We start from the raw sequence: 19,995 nt of genomic DNA, 5'->3' as shown, positions 1-19,995 counted from the left end.
GGGCGCGAGATGAACCCTGCACCGTGCATTCATCGAGCGAGAGTGAAAACACAGACATGCAGTCATTGACCAAGGCCGAGTCCGGCCAGCCCGCCCTGTCCGGGCTGGTGGGCAACACTCCGCTGCTGCGGGTGTCAGAGCCACTGGCTCCGGCCGGACGTGGCTTCTGGGCGAAGCTTGAAGGGTTCAACCCCGGCGGTATCAAGGACCGCCCCGGGCTGCACATGGTGGAGCGGGCCCGGGCCCGTGGCGACCTGCGACCCGGCGGACGGATCATCGAGTCCACCAGCGGCACCCTCGGCCTGGGGCTGGCTCTGGCCGGGATGGTGTACGGCCACCCGGTCACCCTGGTCACCGACCCGGGGCTGGAGTTGTCCATGACCCGGCTGCTGACCGCGTACGGTACCCAGGTCAACGTCGTCTCCGAGCCTCATCCCACCGGCGGTTGGCAGCAGGCCCGCCGCGAGCGCGTGCAGCGGCTGCTGGAACAGCACCCCGGCTCCTGGTGCCCGGACCAGTACAGCAACCCGGACAACGTCGCCGCCTACACCCCACTGGCACTCGAACTCGCCTCGGAGATGGGCCACATCGACGTGCTGGTGTGCAGCGTCGGCACCGGCGGCCACTCGGCCGGCGTCTCTCGAGTTCTGCGACAGCTCTACCCGGAGGTGACCGTCGTAGGGGTGGACACGACCGGTTCCACGATCTTCGGTCAGCCCGCCCGCCCTCGGCTGATGCGCGGACTCGGCTCCAGCATCTACCCCCGCAACGTCGCCTACGAGCAGTTCTCCGAGGTTCACTGGGTGGCTCCGCACGAGGCCGTGTGGACGTGCCGTCAACTGGCAGCCTCCCACTACGCCACCGGAGGGTGGAGCGTGGGCGCGGTCGCGCTGGTGGCCGGCTGGCTGGCACGGACGATGCCCGCGGACGCGCGGATCGTCGCGATCTTCCCTGACGGCCCGCAGCGTTACCTGGGGACGGTCTACGACGACGACTACTGCGCCGCCCACGGCCTGCTGAACTCACCACCCGCGCCCGAACCCGAGCTCATCGGCCGCCTGGACGAGAAGGAGGCCGCTCGCTGGACCCGGTGCACCACCGTGGTCGATCCCCTCACTCTGCAGGGCGCGGAGCAAGACGTCGCCGAGGACGTCCCCGGCGCCGAGTCCGGCTCCTCGGAGGTGGGCCGGTGAAGGGGCTGCTCACCCAGGTCCGGTCGTACGAACGCAGCGTCCAGCTGTTGATGGTCAACCAGTTCACCATCAACCTCGGCTTCTACATGCTGATGCCCTATCTGGCCGCCCACCTCTCCGGAACGCTCGGGCTGGCCGGCTGGCTCGTCGGACTCATCCTCGGCGTACGCAACTTCAGCCAGCAGGGCATGTTCCTGGTCGGCGGGACGCTGGCCGACCGCCTCGGCTACAAGCCGCTGATCGTCGCCGGATGCGTGCTGCGCACTCTCGGCTTCGCGACCCTCGGACTGGTCAACTCGCTGCCCGCGCTGCTCGCCGCCTCAGCGGCGACGGGGCTGGCCGGAGCACTGTTCAACCCGGCCGTTCGGGCCTACCTCGCGGCCGATGCCGGCGAGCGCAGGGTCGAGGCGTTCGCCCTGTTCAACGTGTTCTACCAGGCAGGCATCCTGCTGGGCCCGCTGGCGGGCATGGTGCTGACCGGCGTGGACTTCCGCATCACCTGCCTGGTGTCCGCCGCGATCTTCGCGGTGCTGAGCGTCGTGCAGATCCGCGCGCTGCCCGCCCGGCGATCCGAGGACGCCAAGCGGCAGGAGGACGGCGTCGGCCAAGGTGTGCTCGCGCAATGGCGTGGCATTCTCGCCAACCGGCCGTTCCTCCTCTTCTCCGTCGCCATGATCGGTTCGTACGTCTTGTCCTTCCAGGTCTACCTGGCGCTTCCGCTGGAAGTGCGTCGGCTCGGTGGCGACGGGGAGTTCGGTACGGCGGCGGTGGCGATGCTTTTCGCCGTCTCCGGGCTGACCACGATCCTCGGACAGACACGCGTGACGGCGTGGTGCAAGGCGCGGTACGAGCCAGGACAGGCGCTCGTGCGCGGGCTGGCGGCGATGGGGCTGGCCTTCGTGCCCCTACTGCTCGCCACCGCCGTGCCGGTACCGGAATCCGGAGTCGGCCTGTGGCTGCTCGCGGCGGTACCACCGACGCTTGCCGCGCTGCTGCTGGCCATCGGCACCATGATCGCCTACCCGTTCGAGATGGACACCATCGTCCGCCTCTCCGGTGACCGCCTCGTCGCCACCCACTACGGTCTGTACAACACGATCTGCGGTGTCGGCATCACCGTCGGGAACCTGGGCACGGGCGCCGCACTCGATGCAGCACGGGCAGCCGGGGTTCCCGCGCTGCCATGGATCACGCTGTTCGCGCTCGGCCTGGCATGTGCGGCCGCCCTCTACGGCCTGTACCGGACCGGCCGCCTGACGGCGGCTTCCGGCTCCGAGCCGCTTCACGCCACCGTCTGACACTGACCCTTCGGCCTGGGGGTGGGGCGCCACACGGCGCCCCACCCCTGCTCCTTTTCGAGCCGACCGCTACGTGCCCCGGGCGAGGTCAGAGCCTCGAGAAGGAAAACAGCGGCATCCGCCCCAGTCAGGCAGGAGTGTCACAGGCGTCGACTGCGGACCCTGAGTCACGGCTGTCACTCTGGACGACAGGACCTTGGATTCCCCTCTTCCGCAATTGATTTTCGGTCGACCTGCGCCATGGCTTCACAGGAGCCACTCAGGTAACTCACGGATGGCGAGTGGCGACGGGCGGCCATATCTGGCCAACCAGCGTGTGTGATACGGAAGTTACCGCTTGTTACCCGCTGTTGGCCTGTGCCTATAGTGACTGTCGTGCTGGGCGGGGCATGACGACCCACTCAAGCGCATTTCGGCCAGCGACCGCGGGAACCAGCGTCGTTACGGGGGAATGGGGGTTCGTCATGCCGCGATGCCAGCAGTCGCCTTCAAGGTCGATCTGTCTCAGCGTGCCCGAGATCGCTCGGCCCTGACAGAAGAGACTCTCCTGCCTTCGCGGCATTTCCGGAGCGCCGCGCCGTCGCAGGGGACGTGACCAACAGGAGCGGCGGCAGCATCCGGCCCCGCTCTGTCCCTGGCACCCCTGCTCGACGGTGTCCAGGTCCGCATGGGCAATGCCGACATCCCGGCAGTTCCCTGAGGAGCTCGCGGAGTCGAGCCTCGCCTCTGGTGCTGCGGTACAGATCCGACCTGCCGCTACCCCTCCGGGCAGTGCAGCGAGTTCTTCCCGAACCAGCTCGTGATCCTGCAGGACATCCTCGCCGACTGCGAAGGCGTCGTCCCCCAACGGCCGGCCCGCAAGCAGTCCTGGCACCCATGCTCGAAAGCTCCCCATTGGAGGAGAGCAGTTGAGAGTTCTCAGATCTGCCCTTACCGGGATCGCGGGCCTTGCGGCCACTGCGGTCCTGGCCGGGCTCATACAAGTCGCGCCGGCGTTCGCCGACTCCAGCTCTCCCGGCCCGAAGTCGTCTCCGAAGCCCTCGGGCAGTCCGTCGTCCGATCCGCCCACGCGTGTGCCGAATCCCGGCAAGAGGCTCGGGAAGGACTGGAAGACCTCGGTGGACCGGGCGGTGACCACCGCGGCGGACAGCGGCGGGTTCAAGGTCCTCGTGGCGGACAGCAAGGACGCCTACCAGTGGCGGACTGTTGCCACGCTGGCGGAGCCCGGCATGCCGGCGGACTCGTGGATCGGTAACTCCTGCGTCATGGACCGTGACCACGCCGCGGTCGTGTATGCGCCGCGCACGTTCACGAACAAGCCGGATCTGATGCAGGGTGGGGCGTTCACCGCGGTCGTCGACCTGAAGTCCGGCCGCGTGACGAAACTGCCCTTCACGGGCTCACTGGCCTACTTCGACCCGTCGTGCAACCCCGAGACCCGGACGGCCGCGTTCACCGCGTTCCGCGACCACAAGACCCGGCTCGTCACGGTCAATACCAGCGGCAAGACGACCACCGATACCACCGTCACTGGTCAGGTGACCTCGGCCGTCCCGACGAAGGACGGTCTCGTCGCCGCACACGGCCGTCACCTGGTGCACGTCGACCCGGCGGACAGCAAGCTCCAGAGGCTGGCTGCCGCGGACGGGGTGCCGTTCGACATCCGCCCCACCCGCACGGGAATCGCGTTCCTCGACCGCAGTGGCAGCACGGCCCGTGCCAAGCTGTGGAAGGGCCGGGGCACGCCGTCGACGCTCGCGTCGGGGAAGCTCGGAGACCTGGCCCTCGAACAGGGCGCCGGTGGGCGGGCGTTCCTCACCGGGGACACCACGAACGCGAAGCTCACGGGCACAGCGGTGGCCCGCCTGAAGGTGCCGTCGGATACGGATGTGTCCAGCCACGGCCGACTGGCCGTCGACCCTGTGCTGATGCCCGGCGTGCGTGCGGGCCTGGACCGGATCGGGAATGCCGGGAAGGGTTTCACCAAGGCCGAACCCTCGCCCCGGGCGCGCACGTCCCAGGACCCCACGGATGAGGATGCCGCGCCGCTGACCATCAGCAGTATCGCGACGGCAACCGGTGAGAAGATCACCCAGGCGGTCACCGACACAACCAGCGGCACAGGGAAGGGGGCCTTCTCTCCGGCCCTGCGTGCGGCCGACGGGGCCGGGCGGGCACCCGGGAAGAGCGGGCGGGCGGCACAGGCGGCCGACCCGCACAATCCGGTCGACACGGACCGCTGGTGCTCCATTCCCCGAAACGACGTCAAAGCGCTCGCGCTGCAGCCGACCTCGAACCAGGTCGAGTGGGCCGTCAACATGGCCATCCGCGGCGAACTGCGCGCCAAGTGGATCAAGCAGGGCGGCTGGCGCTCAGGCCTGGGCACCGTCGACCCGCAGGGACTGTTCCCGGCCCCCACGTTGAAGGGGAAGGCCGGCGCGCGTATCCCCGCGCAGGTGCTGCTGGGCGTACTCGCCCAGGAGTCGAACCTGTGGCAGGCCGAAGGGGGTGCCATTCCCGGCCAGATGGGCAACCCGCAGGCGGCGATCGCGGGGTTCTACGGGCACAAGGGGGAGACCTCCGAGGCCTACTGGAGGATCAACTGGCACCTGTCGGACTGCGGTTATGGTGTCGGCCAGGTCACCGACGGCATGCGCCTGGCCGGACTCGAGAAGCCCGGCGAGACGTCCCTGTCTCCGGCCAAGCAGAAGGCCGTGGCCCTGGACTACTCCGTCAACATCGCCGCGTCGATGTACATCCTCGCGGACAAGTGGAACCAGGTGCACACCGCCGGGCAGACCATCACCGTCAACAACGACGACCCCTCGAAGCCGGAGAACTGGTTCGCCGCGCTGTGGAACTACAACCTCGGCTTCAACGAGAACAACGGTGACGGCAAGCCGTGGGGCCTGGGTTGGTACAACAACCCGGCGAACCCCGTCTACCCGCCCTCGCGGGATCCGTTCATGTCCGACCCGCGTGACGCCGCGAAGCCTCAGAACTGGCCGTACCAGGAGAAGGTGATGGGCTGGTCCGCGTGGTCCATGGACACCGGCCTCTCCTACGCAACCTCCGGGCGGCAGGACTGGCCCGGCGAGTCCGGGTTCTCCTCCGCCGGTTTCCGGCCCGCCTGGTGGATCAACCCGGGGCAGCGCGACCGGGTCAAGCCGCCGCTGGACGCGTTCTGCAACGCCACCAACAACTGCGACGCCGCCAACCCGCCGGACTGTCCCGACGCGAAGTGCTACGAGAGGTACTGGTGGCGCGGCTCGAACGTGACGTGGAAGCCGAACTGCGACGCCGACTGCGGCAACGAGAGCATCAAGTACGTCACGCTGCGCGAGGAGCCGGGCCGCGGCTATCGGCTGAAGTACGGCACGCCGGAGTGCGGCGCTGCCCCCGCCGGGGCGTTGATCGTGGATTCCCTCCCCGACAACGTCGACACCTACAGCGACTGCGGATCGTCCGGCACCGACGCCGGGAACTTCCAGTTCACGTTCCATCCCAACCCGGCGGCGACCGGCCCGGGGCTGGGCCCGTTCGAGGCAAAGGGTGACCTGCACCAGATCGGCGGTGGGCACGGCGGCCACTTCTGGTACACCCACACCCGCGACACCGCTCATCTCGGCGGCCCCAAAGCACGGATGACCATCGACGGCACCTGGACCCTCGGCCGCAGCGTCGAGTGGGCCCGCGTCTTCGCGCACATGCCGGACACCGGGGCGCACACCCAGCAGGCCCACTATGTGATCAAGGGAGTCGCGGGCGGTGACCGCCACCGCTACGTCAACACCCACTTCAGCAAGAACACCTGGGTCGAACTCGGCGTCTACCGCTTCACCGGCACCCCACGGGTGGAGCTGACGAACACCACTGACGACGGCACCGCGGACGAGGACGTCGCCTGGGACGCCGTCGCCTTCCAGCCGCTCTCGGGCAAGCCGAAGCACATGGTCGTCGCCATGGGCGACTCCTACACCTCCGGCGAGGGTGCCGGAGCCTATTCGCCCGAGTCCGACAGGGGCCACGGCAAGAGCAGCTGGAACGCCTGCCGGCGCAGCGACAACTCCTGGCCGCGCAAGGTGATTCTCCCGGGCCAGACGAAAAGCGTCGGCACGCTCGCGGACAGCTTCGATCCGGCGCTGGACTTCCAGTTCACCGCATGCTCCGGAGCCAAGACGCAGCAGATGACCCAGGGAAACCCCAATGCCTGGGGCTTTGACGGGAACTTCCACGAGAAGACCCAGATCGACTCGGGGGCGCTCAGTGCGGACACCACTTCGGTCATGCTGACCATCGGTGGAAACGACGCGCGATTCGACAACAAGATTCAGACGTGTGTGAGGAATGGGTGCCCGTCGGAGGCCTCGATGAAGGCAGACATCGACTCTGCTGTAGCCGAGACTCGGACGGTGCTGGAACAGATCCATGCCCAGGCGTCGAACGCTACGATCTCGCTGATGGGCTACCCCTTGCTCTTCAGCCGCACTCAGGCGTGCTCGACCTTGGTGAGCGCATCCCAGCGTGTCATTCTCAACGACATGGCCGAGTACTTCGAGAACGAACAGCGTGAGCTGGCCCTCTCCATGAACGCAGACAACGTGAGGTACCGGTCCCCGCAGTCGGCGTTCGAGGGAAAGCGTATCTGTGATTCGCCGGAAGGAATCAACGGGGTCGTGGCAGGGCCGAACGGCGACGGCGATTTCCACCACGGCGACAAGAACACCCAGCTCTGCTGGTGGTTCACGGGAGACACCTGCCTCAGCCGGGAGAGCTACCACCCGAACCAGACGGGGACCAGCGCTTACGCACAGGCATTCATGACGGCCGGCCCGATGGCGGCCGTCACACGAGAGGATCAGTGAGGACGAGTATGTCCGATCACGGCACCGTGGCGCGGCACGACCGCGTCACGGTGCCGTCCCCAGGGTGTCTCGCCGCCATCATGGTGCCCATTGTCACGGTGCTGATCGTCGCTGCGGTTCTCATGACCATGCTCTACCGCCAGGAACGCGCGAACGACCAGAACGAGGCAGAAGCCCTGAACAGGACAGCAGCCCTGGCTCGGTCGTACGCGCGTGACGTGGCGGCGGCCCCAGACGGCTTCCCCGGCCGCGAAGTCGTGCGCGGCATCGCCGAACGGCACGACGGCAGGCTTACCTCCTACGCCCGGTCGGAAGGCCGACTGGCCACCACCGTCCGCTTCTTCGGGGAGTTCGAGGACACCACCATGTTCGGCACCTCATACTCCCGTGCCTATCGCTGCTATTCCATCGTGTTTCGTGAGGACGCCGCAGGCGATCCGCAGTCGAAGACAAGCCGGCTTGAGAAGTGCGATGCCGACTGATCCAGCCGACCATGCCGTGCCGTACGCACAGATCGTGCTCCACTGGCCGGCATCGGATGCAAAGGCAGCTAGTGGGACCTGACAGAACCGGCGGTACGACCACGCGGTCGTGCTCCCCGGTGGCGGTCCGTACAGGTGACCCGGTGTTTCGTCGTCACCTACACCCATCGCCCGGGCCAGGCGTGGACTTCGAGGGTTTCCGAACGGGACGACGATGTATGCCGTCCGAGCACCCAGATCGGCAGCCGGGTCCGTCTGGCGCTGACGCGCATCTCGAGCATGTACGCCGAGGACTTGACGCGCGCCGGGGTACAGGATGCCCTCGACCCCACCGGACGGCGTTCCTTCGACGTCAAGAACGTGGTGCGTGAGGGCGACACGATGACCGTCTCCGTCCTCGTCTCGAGTTCGGGGGCAGCAGTCGACCAGTGTTACCGCTTCACCCGGCCCGTCCCCGGCGCCGACGGCCAGGGTTCCGCCACAGCGGTTCCGACGTCTTCGTGCTGACCCTGCGCCCATGACGGCTCGCGAGATCGCGAGCCACCCCTCAGCAACCTAGGCGTTCGGCCAGAACTGTGCGACGTACCGCTCTGCACCGTGCACTACACCCTGCTGCGTCTGCGCGAACACCGCCTCACGGCCAGTGCACACCACTCGAACCGCCCAGACGCCCGGCCCGTCCGACAACTCGATCGCCCCTGGCATCGGTCCTGCCGCCATCCCCCTGGCGCGCAACTTGCCCGAGGAACAAACGATGCCGGCCAGTGCTACCTCGTCCCACTCCCCGGCGGGCACCGCGGGCTCCCCGTCCCAGATCTCCACCGTCAGAGACGCGGTGTGGGTGTGACCGGCACTGTAAAAATCAAGGCGCCCAGGGTGGCCAGTGAGGAACGTGCCGCCGTCGAAGCCCTCCGGGAACAGCACAGGAACCTGCGTATCGTCGAAGTCCTGCAAGGCCCACCCGTTGTGGTCCACGTTCACCGGACACTCCTGGCGCCTGATCAGACTGGCCACGTCACCCCCCTTGTCGTCGTTCTGGTGCGACTGGGCATCCATCATCGTCGATCTCATTCATTGAGACGCGTCGTGGTCGATGCGGGCCAGGACCAGCAGCCGCACGTTCAGTGGGCTCGGCGTGAGGTCACCGTCAACCAACGCAAAGTGATGAAAGTGCCACTGGAACGCCATACGTAGGCCTAATCTGCGGGGATTACCCCACGCCGGGCCGGGGTGGCCCGCGGTGCGGCGGAGGTGTCATGGGTGGGGACCCTTTTGTGTCAGCGACGGTCGGCGAGCGCGGGGGGACGGAGGTGCCTGATCCCTACGGGGACCGGGCCCTGCTGACTTCCGCCATGACAAGGGGGTACGACGCGGTGCCCGAGCAGGAGCGGGATCGGCTGCTGCGCTATCTCGAAGCCGTTGTCGCGGCCCGCTCGGCGCCGGTGCACACCGCTGTCGCCTTCAACGCCGTGTACTTCGGGTACGACCTCGGCGGCGAGGGGTACGGCGGCAGCCCGCTGCGCCTCGACGACTTCCCCGTGATCACCTTCGGTGAGTGCGCGCCCGTGCTGCCGGTCGGCGCCATGGTGTGCGTCGCCACCGGGTCGGACCCGCTCTATGCCGAGATCGTCTATCGGGAAGGCGCCCACCCGGGGGTGAGCCTCCACGGCGATGTGCCGGCCTGGGTGTCGGGGGCGCCGGCGGGGGCCGGAGGGCCGGGTGAGTCGGACAGCGGGGCCGCTCCACGGCGAAGGGAGCTCCTGGTCCCGGATCTGCAGGCCTTCGGACCGGCCCTGAGACTGACACCGGCCCAGCTCCACCGCTTACGTGCGCGCCAGCGCTGGATCAACGGGGATGGCCATGTCGTCGTCGACGTCTGCTATCCGTCCCCGGAGGCCGCCCGGCGCGACGACCTGACGGCATATGCGGACCATCTCCTGACGACGGCACGGGAACAACTGCTCAGTCCCTTCGTTCCCGTTTCCCTGGCCGAACTGGTGGGCGGCACACACGACCAGGACCTGCGGGCGGGTCTGCTCGGTCTCCTCGACACGGTGCGGGGTGCCCTCGACTCCAGTGACACGTTGCGCACTTGGGGCCACTACGCCATGACCCGGACCTCCCTCGCGAACTGCTGGCGTGACAGCGGACCGCTGGGCGGTGATGACCTCAAGTCCCTCGTGGCCGCGGTGGAACACGCGGCCATCCCGGCGAAGCGGCGCTACGGGCTCGTCTCACCGGTCACCGTGTACACGGCCGTCGGTCCGCGGCTTCGCGGGTTTCCCGGGGCGACGGAACTGCTCACGGGAACGGGGTACGCCGCGGCGGTGTGCCGGGCCAATGTGACGCTAGCCGATGTCGTCCAGCGAGACAGCGACCAGGGCCTGTTCCAGAACGGCGCCCGGATCATGCTCGACGACGCCTTCGAGAGCGGGGGCGTGTGGCGGTCCCATCATCCCGGTGAGGCGGAGACCCCGGAAGATCCGCTGGTCCCGGCGGGACGCGGTTGGGCGTCCACGCTCCCCGCGCCACCGGAGCCGGAGCCGGAGCTGCATCCGGTCGACCTGCCCCTCGCCGACGATGCCTCCCTCGGCCCCATTGAACTCGTGCGCAGCGACGCGAAGGAGATCGTCTGGCGGTCGACCCTGCGGCTGGTCCAGCTCATGGACGGCTGGTTACCCCTGCACCCGGACGTGGCGCGAGAACTTCGCCGGTCCCATGGCCGATGCCCCACGACACGCCTCGAACTCGACCATGTCGGCGAGGTATCGGACGAGACCGAAGTAGTTCAGCTCGTCACCGCCGAACTCGGCGACGACACCGGTCGGCTGACCGGAGTCTCCTGGCCCGATGCCTTCTTCCCGGGCCTGATGCTCGAGATGCGCCGGCCCCGCGGCAGCATGGTGATCTGGGTGACCACGACACGGCTCGAGGAGCCGGTGCAGGTCGGCGACCGTGTCATCGGGCACTGCTACGACCCCTGTGTGCTCACTCGGGAGGATGCTCCCGGCAGTGACCGCGACGGTGACTCAGCCGTCGGGCTCGGCCCCCGGCAGCTGGTGATGCGCACCCTGCGCCGCTGCGGGTTGCTCACCCTCGACGGCCATGCCCTGCTGGACCGTTCGGTCCTGCCGAGTGCGGCCTACGGGAGCCGGCCGGCACGGTCACAGACAGCCGCCCTGGAAGCGGCGGTCGCGGAACTGCTTGCGGAGCGGGTCCTGGAGCCGGCCCTCGGCAGCCGCGATGCCTGGGGCCAGCCGCACTTCCCGGCACTCGACGGGCAGTCGGCCATCCCCCTCCTCGGCTACCGCCCCGCCCGGCGGCGGGTGATACGTCCATGGGGCGGCACGGAACCGGGCGGCGGGGGGCTGCGCGGTATCCAGTTCGTCCCCGGCCATCTGCGCCGCCTGCGGCCGGGGTGCTCGCCCAGCGAGCTTCAGCGCATGGCCTTTCGGGAGCACTGCCGCAGGCTCGGCAAGGCGGACGGCTGGGAACTGCCCTACGGATACACCTTCGTCACCGAGCACACGCGCGGTCACTGATCCCTTCCTCCCTCATCCAGGCTCCTCGGCGTCGAGTGGGCCGATCACGCGCCCAATCCCTGAACAGCGAAGAAAAGGAGTACGCGTACATGCAGGACTGCTACCGCGTCGTCACGGGGCCGCCGTTGTCCCCGCCGAGCGTCTCGGCCGAGGAACTCCAAGGCCTGGCCGACGCGCTCAACGCCTTGACAAACCCGGCCGTCACCGCCCTGAACGACCTCACGGTCGACATGGTGGAACTCGCTTTCAACTCACTGTCGCCCAGGGATCGACAGAAGTTGCTCGGCAGCCTGGGCATTCGCATGGCGGCTCCTCGACGGGCGGGCAGGTCCCTGTGCCGGGACGTTCTCACCAGGTTGCAGCGCGAGGCACGGCTGCACACCTGCACGTGCGGAGTCAGGGGACTCACGGTCACAGTGATGAATCAGGTGGGCGGTTTCGTCTTCCCACATGCCGGTGAGACGGCTTCCGACCCGGTTTCCCGCTGGGGAGCGAAGCTGGTCCGGGCCACGGTGTTCGCGTGGTGCAACGCCTCCGTCGCCGATGCCCGCATCCTTGCCTGGGCGGCGGACCAGGACTGGTTCGCGGACACGGCCGACGAGAATGAGGCGGTACGACTCACCGCTGCCGGTGACGCGGCGCGGTCGATTGTGGTGGCGCACCCGGGCTTCGCACCCGGCGCGGCGGAGGAGCCGGAGCCGCCGCTCGCGGCAGCTTCGAACGACGTGGCCGGGACGGCGTCCGAGGACGCCCGGGACGCCCGGGTGACGGAGCCGGACGCGGTCTGCCGAGAGCTGGAGTCCGCTCTCTCCCTGGCCCGGCAAGCCGTGGAGAAGGTGGCAGGCGCGGTCGCCGACGGCTGTCCTCCGCAGGACGAGGCGCTGGCTCCGCTGACTGCGCTGGCCTCTGTGTTCGACGGTGCCGAGGCGGTGTTCCGTGCGGCGGGGATCGAGAGGGTGCCCCGACGCCTGGAGGACATGGCACGCGCCGCAGGTGCGCACCGGGCGGCACACGAACATGACCTCCGGGCACGGGAGACACTGCGGGAACTGCTGGATGTCGTTTGCCGCCCGGACAGCCCCGCTGCCTCGGCCGCCGAGGCAGTGCGAGGTGTGGCCCACCGCCTGCTGGACGCGCCGGTGTGGGAGCAGGCGCAACGAGAGGAGAGCGCTGCGCTCGCCGCCTTGGCCCGGCTCATCCGGCTGGGGCGGCAGGCGGACGCCGCGGCGGAGATCCTGGCTCTGCAGGAGCAGGTCGTGCGAGTGCTGCCGGCGTGTGCCATGGCGGCGGTCATGGCTCCCGAACTGACGTTGCCGCAGCCGGAGGCCGTCGGCCGCGAGCCCTTCGGGGCGGAGGCGGAGGCTGCGGAGCCTGCCGACGGTCCGACGATCGGGGAACACGGAGGCATACAGCCCACCGAGCAGGCAGACGGGACCCCGGAGAGCGAGACCTCAGGCCACCCCACCCAGGAGTCCGCGGCCCACCCCGCCCCCCAACCGGAAGCCGCCGCGCCCGACACGACGGCCTCCGAGCCGCTCGATACCGACGACGCACGGGCCACGGCGCCCGCCGACAGCGACCAGGCACCGCTCACGCCCCCGGACGCCGGCTCCGCGCCCGCCCCGTCCTCCGCGCCCGGGCTCACTTCCGCCGGACCGTGCGACGAGCACGTACCCGCCCCGGTAACGGCCTCCGCCCCGGCCACGTCCGAGCAGGAAGACGAGGCGAACGAGGACGAGGGTGCCGACGAGACCGCTGCGGAGCGGGCCCTGGCGCGGCTGGTAGTCGAGCGGCGCTTCGGACTAGCCCACCACGTGGCGAGCGCCGCCGGCCACCCCGAGCCGCAGGCGGCGGCGCTCCGCCTGGCCGGTGCCGCCGCGCTGCTCACCTCAGGCGACAGTCAGGGAGCCCGGCTGACCGCGGATCTGCTCCAGAGCTACGGCGGATACGCGGGCCGTGACACGGAGGGCAGCGAACTCCTGCTGTTGCCCGCCCTGCTGCGCACCGCGCTGATCACCGGTGACCATCTGGCGGGCGCTCAGCTCAAGGCATTGGTGCCCCGGCTCCCGGACCGTCTCGGCGAGGCGGCCACCGCAGTTGCTGACCGTGCCCTCAGTGGCGCCCTGCTCGCCTCACCACTGGTCGTCATCGCCGACGACGCGGAGCGGGATGCCCGGCTGCGGGAGCTGCGCGAGCAGTGCGGTGCCCTGCTGGCCCCGCAGAGGCTGCGGTTCGCGCGGGCGACGGAGATCGCCAAGCGATGGCTGGCCCCCGACGGGATGCTCGGATCGCTGCTCATCACCGTGGTCCGCGACAACCGCGATGCGCTCCCGCATGTGCGGGAGCAGGCCGAACGCCTGTCGAAACCGGCCGAGGTCAACAACGAGATCGACCGCATGGACCGCAAGCACCGTTCGCCCAGCGGCAAACCGCTCCAGGGCTCCGGGCGCCAGGACCTGGTGCACGTCGTGGAGCGCGCCGCCGGCCTGGTCAGGGAGTGGTGTCTGGCGGTGGACGGCACCCGCCGCGGCGACCGGTCCGACAGCGGCCGGGCGGTCAAGGAGATCTCCTCCCTGCGTCATTCCCTGCTGGACGGCAAGGAGGCCGCACTGGCTGAGCTGGAGCAGCCGGCACGGCGCTCAGGCGCCGTCGCCGACGCGACGGCGTGGGCGGCACGCGCCTCCATGGAGGAGCTGTTCGCGCTGCTGACCGGTGACACCGCGACCACGCGCCCCACCGGCTCGCTCGCCCCTGAGCTCGTGCTGGACGCGGAACTGCTGAAGGTCTGCGACACCCCGGACGAACGGCCATCACTCGACGGGCTGCTCACCGCGGTCGACCGGAGCTGGCAGGACGGCCTCGCCGAGCGGCTTGACCACGATGCCTTCACCGCGGCCCGCACCATCGTCGAGCTGGCCGGACGCGGTTTGCTGCCTGCCGCACAGGCCGAGGAGTTCACGCCGCCCACGCTTGCCGAGATCGAGGAACGGGAGGCCAACAGGCGTACGGAACTGCGCACGGCACACGACGAACTCGTCGCCGAGCTGCACCGCGCACAGGCCGACGGCGCGGTGACCGACGACCAGGATCTGCGCCTCCAGGAGTTGCTGGCCGATGTCCGCGAGCGGCTCGACGGCACCCACACACATGACCTGGTGGATGTGCGACGGGCGCTCGACACCGTACGCAGCGCCCTGCCCGCCTTCCGGCAGCAGGCGGATGACCGGATCAGGGCGCGGCTCGACGCCCTGGACACCACTGCGGAGGAGCGCGCCCAGGTTCTGCGGCACCTGGACACCGGCGGCCTGGCCACCGCCGCCGACCTCGTCTACTTCCTGGAGATCGGCGAACCCGTCCCGGAGATCGAGACCGGCGAGTCCCATCTGACCGAGTTCTTCCCGGCCGTACCCGACGGCCTGCCAAGGGGTATCGACCGCGACCTCATCGACCTCGTCCGGTCCGGCGGCAAGCACCCGACGATCCCCGTCCTGGACTACAGTGCTCTGTCCACCGACGAGGCGGCACTGGCGGCCGACGCCCTCGACGAGTGGCGGGTGCTGAGCGCCACCGAGCCGAAAGACCGGCTTCAGGTGGCCCCGACGCGGCGGGTGCCGCCGCTCCTCAAGCTCCTCGGCTACGACGCCAAGAGCGCCAGGCCACTCGACGAGCGGTCCCCGCACCTGCGCCGACGTGAGTACCGACTCTTCGAAGCGACCGAAGTGGAGATCAACGGCAGGGCGAAGGCGCCCGCGTTCGGCTCGCAGATCAGGGAGCAGGGCGGCAACCTGCGGGTGCTGATGGTCTGGGGCCGGCCGCCCGCCAAGGTCGTCATGAGCTGGGCCGAGCGCGACACCAGCGGAGCGAGTCTCCTCGTCGTCTACTTCGGCACGCTGAGCCGTGAGTCCCGCGTCGAACTCGCCGTCGGCTCAGACCGGTTGTCGCAGCCGCTGCTGGTGGTGGACGACGCCGCCCTCGCCTACCTCGCGGCCCGCGGCAACCGTCAGGTCAGCACGACCACCCACACCCTGCTGCCGTTCTCCGGTGTCAACCCCTACATCAGGGAGAAGCGTGGCCGGATCGGTGGCGAGATGTTCTACGGCCGTGACGCCGAACGCAAGAGCATCCTCGACCCGCGCGGCACCCAGGTCATCTTCGGTGGCCGGGGCCTCGGCAAGTCGGCCTTGCTCAGCGATGCCGGCGATCTGTTCGAGGAGCAACGCCCGGGCTACCACCAGACGGTGTACGTCAACCTCGACCAGGAGAACATCGGCAAGGGCAGCTCGCTGGGACCGGAGGCCCTGTGGAGCGTCCTGCACAGGGAGCTGACCAAGGCGCAGGTACTCGGCCGGCCGCAGGGGCGCAAGTCGGGACAGGACATCTCCGAACGGGTACGCACGGGCATCGGGGCCTGGCTCGACGGGGACTCGCGCCGACGACTGCTGATCCTGCTCGACGAGTGCGACCAGTTCTTCGAGGCGGACGCTCCCCGCTTCGACCAGACCAAGAAGCTCAAGGGCCTCGGCTCCGACACCAAGGACCGTGCCAAGGTCGTCTTCGCCGGTCTGCACTCCGTGCAGCGGTTCTCAAAGCTCGCGAGTAATGGGCCGTTCGGCCATCTCGCGCAGACCCCCAAGGTGATCGGCCCGCTCGCCCCTCAGTCCGCCGCCGATCTGCTGCTCGAGCCGATGCGTGCACTCGGTTTCGAGATCCAGGACCTGGATCTCGTCAACCGGGTGCTCGGCTACTGCTCCTACCAGCCCTTCCTGCTCCAGATGTTCGGGCACAGGCTGGTCGAGGTGATGCACCGCAAGCGGGCGCGGCGCGGCGCCGAGGGCCCTCCGTACCCGGTGGAGCTCGCCGACATCGAGATCGTGGAGTCGGACGCCGGACTCAGGGACAGCATTTCGGCGGCCTTCAAGGACACTCTCAGCCTCGACCACCGCTACGACGTGATCGCCAACGTGCTGGCGTACCACGCCCGCCACCGCGGCCTCGAGGTGCGGCTGAGCGACACCGAGCTGCGCGAGGAGTGCGAGACGTACTGGCGGAAGGGCTTCGAACAGCTGGACACCGAGGGTTTCCGCGCCTACCTCTCCGAGATGGTCGGCCTCGGCATCCTCGCGCCCAACCACGACGGCCTGGGCTGGCACCTGCGCGGCCCCAATGCCCTGCGCATGATCGGCACCTCCCACGAGGTGGAAGCCCGCCTGCTCAGGGCCGAAGAGGACTGCGAACTCCAGGAGAGCATCGTGCAGGAAGGCCGTCCCGAGCTGCCCGACGGCCGGCCCGCACCGCTCACCAACACCCAGCTGGACGACCTCCTCGGCCGGCGGTCCAACCAGACGAGGGTCGTCCTCGGCACCCCCGCCACCGGCGTCGGCGACGTCACCCACGCCCTGCGGGCACTCACCGCGGGCATCGCCGACTGGACGCTGCCGCCCGTCGGCAAACCCAGCGTCTACAAGCAGGAACTCACCGGCGGCCGCCCCCGCGAACGACGCGTCGTCATCAGTGACTTCGTCAACTACCGGGACGCGGTGCGTCCCGAGACCTGCCGGGAGGCCGTCGACCTCACCGAGACGCTGCTGCCTCTCACCCCCGGCGTGACCCGCGCGGTCGTCCTCGTCATCGACACCACCCAGCTGGCCTTGTGGCGCCCCCTGCTGACCGGCGACGAGCCGACCTCGGCCGCCCCGGTGGTGCTGCGCCGCCACGACCGCCGCAGCCTGCGCGGCTGGGCCCAGCGCGTCGACATGTTCCAGCGCGAGGACCGGTTGGACCGGCTCCACGAGTTGACCGGCGGCTGGCCGCTCCTGGTCGACCGGTCGCACCGACTGCATGGCGAACTCGGCGACCCTGAAGAGGCATTGCGCCGCCTGGCAGGCCTGCGCGCGGACCGGACCGAGGCCCGCGCCTTCGCCGAGGCCACCGGTGTGTACGCGGACCCGGTGCTCGCGACGGGCTACCGGGCCCTCGCCGACGAGTTCAAGGAGGACCCGTTCGACATGGAGAGCGCGGTGACCGCCGTCGCCGTACGGGCCAGGATCGAGGACGAGGCCGAGGCCGAGTGGATCGTCACCTGCCTCGACGCTCTCCAGGTCTTCGATCGCGAGGACACCCAGTTGCGCTTGGAACCGTTGCTCCGTGAGTGCGTGGCGCTCCGCGGGTAGGCCCAGACGGTCTTACCGGGGGGTGCGGCTCCGTGCCCAGCGGTCGGCGAGCGCGGTGCGAGGAGGAGGCCGGTCCGGACCCGGCCTCCTCCGGCTGGGCCGCGCCGTCGAGCCGGGCCAGGGCGGTGGCGGCGGCGCTGCGGCCGAGTTCCTCGGGGTCCTGCGCGACGACCGTCAGGGCCGGTTCGAGCGCCTCGGCGAGTGATACGTCGTCGAACGCGACGACGGCCACGTCTTTGCGCTTGCCGCGGGCGAGTTCGGCGACGATGCCGAGCGCCATGATGTTGTTGCCGGCGAACAGGGCGGTGGGGGGATCGGTCAGTTCGAGGAGTTGGGCGGTCGCGGCCTCGGCGCCCGGCTGGTCGTGGGCGTTGGCGACGAGCGAGCGGTCGTGGGGGGTGCCGGCTTCTCGCAGGGCGGCGCGGTATCCGGCGAGGCGTTCGCGGCGGGTGTACAGCTTGACGGGCAGGTCGCCGACGAATCCGACGCGGTGGTGCCCGTGGGCGATCAGATGGGCGACACCGTCCTGGGCCCCGGCACGGTTGGAGCTGACAATGCTGTATCTGTCGGCCGGTATGGCACGCGCTTCCCCCGTCGCATTGCTCTACCAAGGCACTTATGCCTCAGCAAAGTTACTTGATCTCCTGTTCGTAGACTCGGCGCGTGAGCCACAACCAAGTGACGCCCGGCGTCTCTGCGGCAAGGACCGTCCGGCGAATCGCCGAGACTCTCGCCGACACGCGCTCGCGGGACTGTGCGGCGTTTGCCGTGGATATCGTGGATCAGCTGCTGCCCCCTGAGGCCTTGGATCGCAATGAAGCTGATTCGCTCATGCGCTCGGTGGCCGCGAAGCTGGTCAGGACTCAGCATCTGCCGGATCTCGAGCCTCTGTTCGGCGAGTTGCCGGAGGGAATCGAGGGCCCCGCGCTCGAGCTGCGGGCCTGCCTCCTCGGAGAGTTGGCGCTGATCGGCTCGGGGAGTGGGCGGCGTCCCCTGGACGCCTACGCCGAAAGGCTGCGTGAGAGGGGACACCCGCTGGCTCGGCTGCCCAGGACGCGACTCGACATCGAGCATCGGTTCACGGTTCGGGTCCGGGGACTGGGTTCGATCAAGACAGCGAAGCAGCTCCGGTCGCGATTCCCGGAAGTCCCCCCGACCGACAGCGGGGCCGTCGCCGGTCGCATGGCCGGTGACGTACGTGACGACGGGCGGGAGAAGGAGGCTGCCCGGCCGTTCACGACCGGCGGATGGGCCTGTCAGCCCGAGGCACGGTTCTTCACGCTGTCGCGCCCGCTCAGCCCTGAGGACTTCAACATTTCCTTCATCAAGGGACTGCCCTTGGACTGCATGGGAGGAGAAGGCACCCGCCGGGGCAGCGCGCTCGCCTGCGCGACGACACCCGACGACGTGCTCAACGAACTGTTCTCGGCTTCGTACTATGGGGGAGCGAATGGCCAGGGGCAGGGCGGCGCGTACGCACGGTTGTACGCCTGGGGGAGTTTCTACGCGCTGCTGGGGCTGCCTGTCGCCACACCGCTCGTCGATGCAGTGCGGCGCGCCGCGGACTACCGGTGGCTGCGCTTCATGGCGTTCACGGACTGGTTCCACCACGACACCTCGGATGCGGCGTTCGCCGTACTCGATCCCACCCGGACCCGGGTCGCGGTGCTGGCGGCGACCGATACTGACGCCGACCGCGACTTCCTCGGGTGAGGTGACCAAGCGGCTCCTCCCGCCTCGTCAGGAGGAGCTGCCGTGGGCTCACGCCACCTTGTGGGTCGGGTTATGTGGGGTGGGGGAGAGGGCGTTCTCGGGGGTGGTGAACTCGTCGCCGTAGTACCAGCCGGGCTTGAGGGCGCGCTCGGCGGCCAGTTGTCTCAAGGATGATCGCTACGGCCGTACACATTGCCGCACGGCTCCGTCAGCTCTTCTCCGGCCGGTCAAGATGGTCGACAAGCAGGCTCAGTGCCCGCTCCACGGCCTGGCGGCGCACCTCGTCGCGCGTCGATCCGGTGCTTCTGAACTCGTGGCTGACCGTGCGCTCCGTGTCGGAGACGCCGATGTAGACGAGTCCCACGGGCTTGCCGTCCTGGCCGGTGGGTCCGGCGACGCCGGTTGTCGAGACACCGAGGGAACTCCCGAACAACTCCCGTACACCGCGCGCCATCTGTTCGGCCGTCGCCGGGCTCACGGGGCCGTCGGAGGCGAGGGTCACCTCGGCGACGGAGAGGACCGTCGCCTTGGAGTCCGTCGCGTAGGTGATCGCGCCCCCGCGGTAGTAGTCCGATGCGCCGGGCGTGCCGGTGATCGTCGCGCCGAGCATGCCGCCGGTGAGGGATTCCGCCGTGCTGACGGACAGACCGCCGGCGCGGAGCAGCGAACCGAGCCGTGCCGCGATGTCCTGCAGTGTCACAAAGACTCCTCCGTTGCGGGCTGCGCCGGGGT

Annotated in this window: 10 protein-coding genes and 1 pseudogene; 8 read left to right on the top strand and 3 right to left on the bottom strand. The window is 69.3% G+C overall.

From position 1 onward, the window contains the following. Nucleotides 1–56: 56 nt before the first annotated feature. From OG542_RS09760 to OG542_RS09740, 5 genes are all read left to right on the top strand, one after another. Nucleotides 57–1,193: a PLP-dependent cysteine synthase family protein gene (locus OG542_RS09760; protein ID WP_328409978.1), complete on the top strand. Its 1,137-nt coding sequence runs from the start codon at nucleotides 57–59 to the stop codon at nucleotides 1,191–1,193. Further along, nucleotides 1,190–2,491, top strand: coding sequence for an MFS transporter (locus OG542_RS09755; RefSeq protein ID WP_328409976.1), 1,302 nt, complete (start codon nucleotides 1,190–1,192; stop codon nucleotides 2,489–2,491). Before OG542_RS09760 ends, OG542_RS09755 begins: the two co-directional genes overlap by 4 nt. 1,073 nt (nucleotides 2,492–3,564) lie before the next feature. Continuing rightward, nucleotides 3,565–7,356: an SGNH/GDSL hydrolase family protein gene (locus OG542_RS09750; RefSeq protein ID WP_328409974.1), complete on the top strand. Its 3,792-nt coding sequence runs from the start codon at nucleotides 3,565–3,567 to the stop codon at nucleotides 7,354–7,356. A gap of 8 nt (nucleotides 7,357–7,364) precedes the next feature. Then, on the top strand, nucleotides 7,365–7,838 hold the full coding sequence (locus OG542_RS09745) for a hypothetical protein (protein WP_328409972.1): 474 nt from the start codon (nucleotides 7,365–7,367) through the stop codon (nucleotides 7,836–7,838). Between the two features lie 279 nt (nucleotides 7,839–8,117). Beyond that, nucleotides 8,118–8,345, top strand: a complete 228-nt coding sequence (locus OG542_RS09740; protein WP_328409970.1) for a hypothetical protein — start codon at nucleotides 8,118–8,120, stop codon at nucleotides 8,343–8,345. A gap of 48 nt (nucleotides 8,346–8,393) precedes the next feature. On the opposite strand, the gene OG542_RS09735 is transcribed toward OG542_RS09740, so the two are convergent. Beyond that, nucleotides 8,394–8,897 carry a hypothetical protein gene (locus tag OG542_RS09735; protein ID WP_328409968.1) on the bottom strand — a complete coding sequence of 168 codons (504 nt, stop codon included), beginning with the start codon at nucleotides 8,895–8,897 and terminating at the stop codon, nucleotides 8,394–8,396. A gap of 251 nt (nucleotides 8,898–9,148) precedes the next feature. Between OG542_RS09735 and OG542_RS09730 the strand changes: the two genes are divergently transcribed. Both OG542_RS09730 and OG542_RS09725 read left to right on the top strand, forming a co-directional pair. Next, nucleotides 9,149–11,380, top strand: coding sequence for a hypothetical protein (locus OG542_RS09730; protein ID WP_328409966.1), 2,232 nt, complete (start codon nucleotides 9,149–9,151; stop codon nucleotides 11,378–11,380). A gap of 89 nt (nucleotides 11,381–11,469) precedes the next feature. Continuing rightward, the gene (locus OG542_RS09725) at nucleotides 11,470–17,550 is read left to right on the top strand and encodes a hypothetical protein (RefSeq protein WP_328409965.1); all 6,081 of its coding nucleotides are present in this window, start codon (nucleotides 11,470–11,472) and stop codon (nucleotides 17,548–17,550) included. Between the two features lie 103 nt (nucleotides 17,551–17,653). Here the strand turns inward: OG542_RS09725 and OG542_RS09720 are convergent. Continuing rightward, nucleotides 17,654–18,109: pseudogene (locus tag OG542_RS09720) on the bottom strand (substrate-binding domain-containing protein); the annotation flags it as partial. Between the two features lie 104 nt (nucleotides 18,110–18,213). Between OG542_RS09720 and OG542_RS09715 the strand changes: the two are divergent. Continuing rightward, a complete protein-coding gene (locus tag OG542_RS09715; protein ID WP_328409964.1) occupies nucleotides 18,214–19,263 on the top strand; it encodes a DUF6183 family protein in 1,050 nt (349 codons plus the stop codon). A gap of 208 nt (nucleotides 19,264–19,471) precedes the next feature. Here the strand turns inward: OG542_RS09715 and OG542_RS09710 are convergent, their stop codons facing one another. Further along, a complete protein-coding gene (locus OG542_RS09710) occupies nucleotides 19,472–19,963 on the bottom strand; it encodes a CinA family protein (RefSeq protein WP_328409962.1) in 492 nt (163 codons plus the stop codon). Nucleotides 19,964–19,995 lie beyond the last annotated feature (32 nt).

This window comes from Streptomyces violaceus, assembly GCF_036014075.1.
Lineage (GTDB): Bacteria > Actinomycetota > Actinomycetes > Streptomycetales > Streptomycetaceae > Streptomyces > Streptomyces violaceus.
Note: the sequence above shows the minus strand (reverse complement) of the source record. Positions and strands in the feature narration are given on the sequence as shown.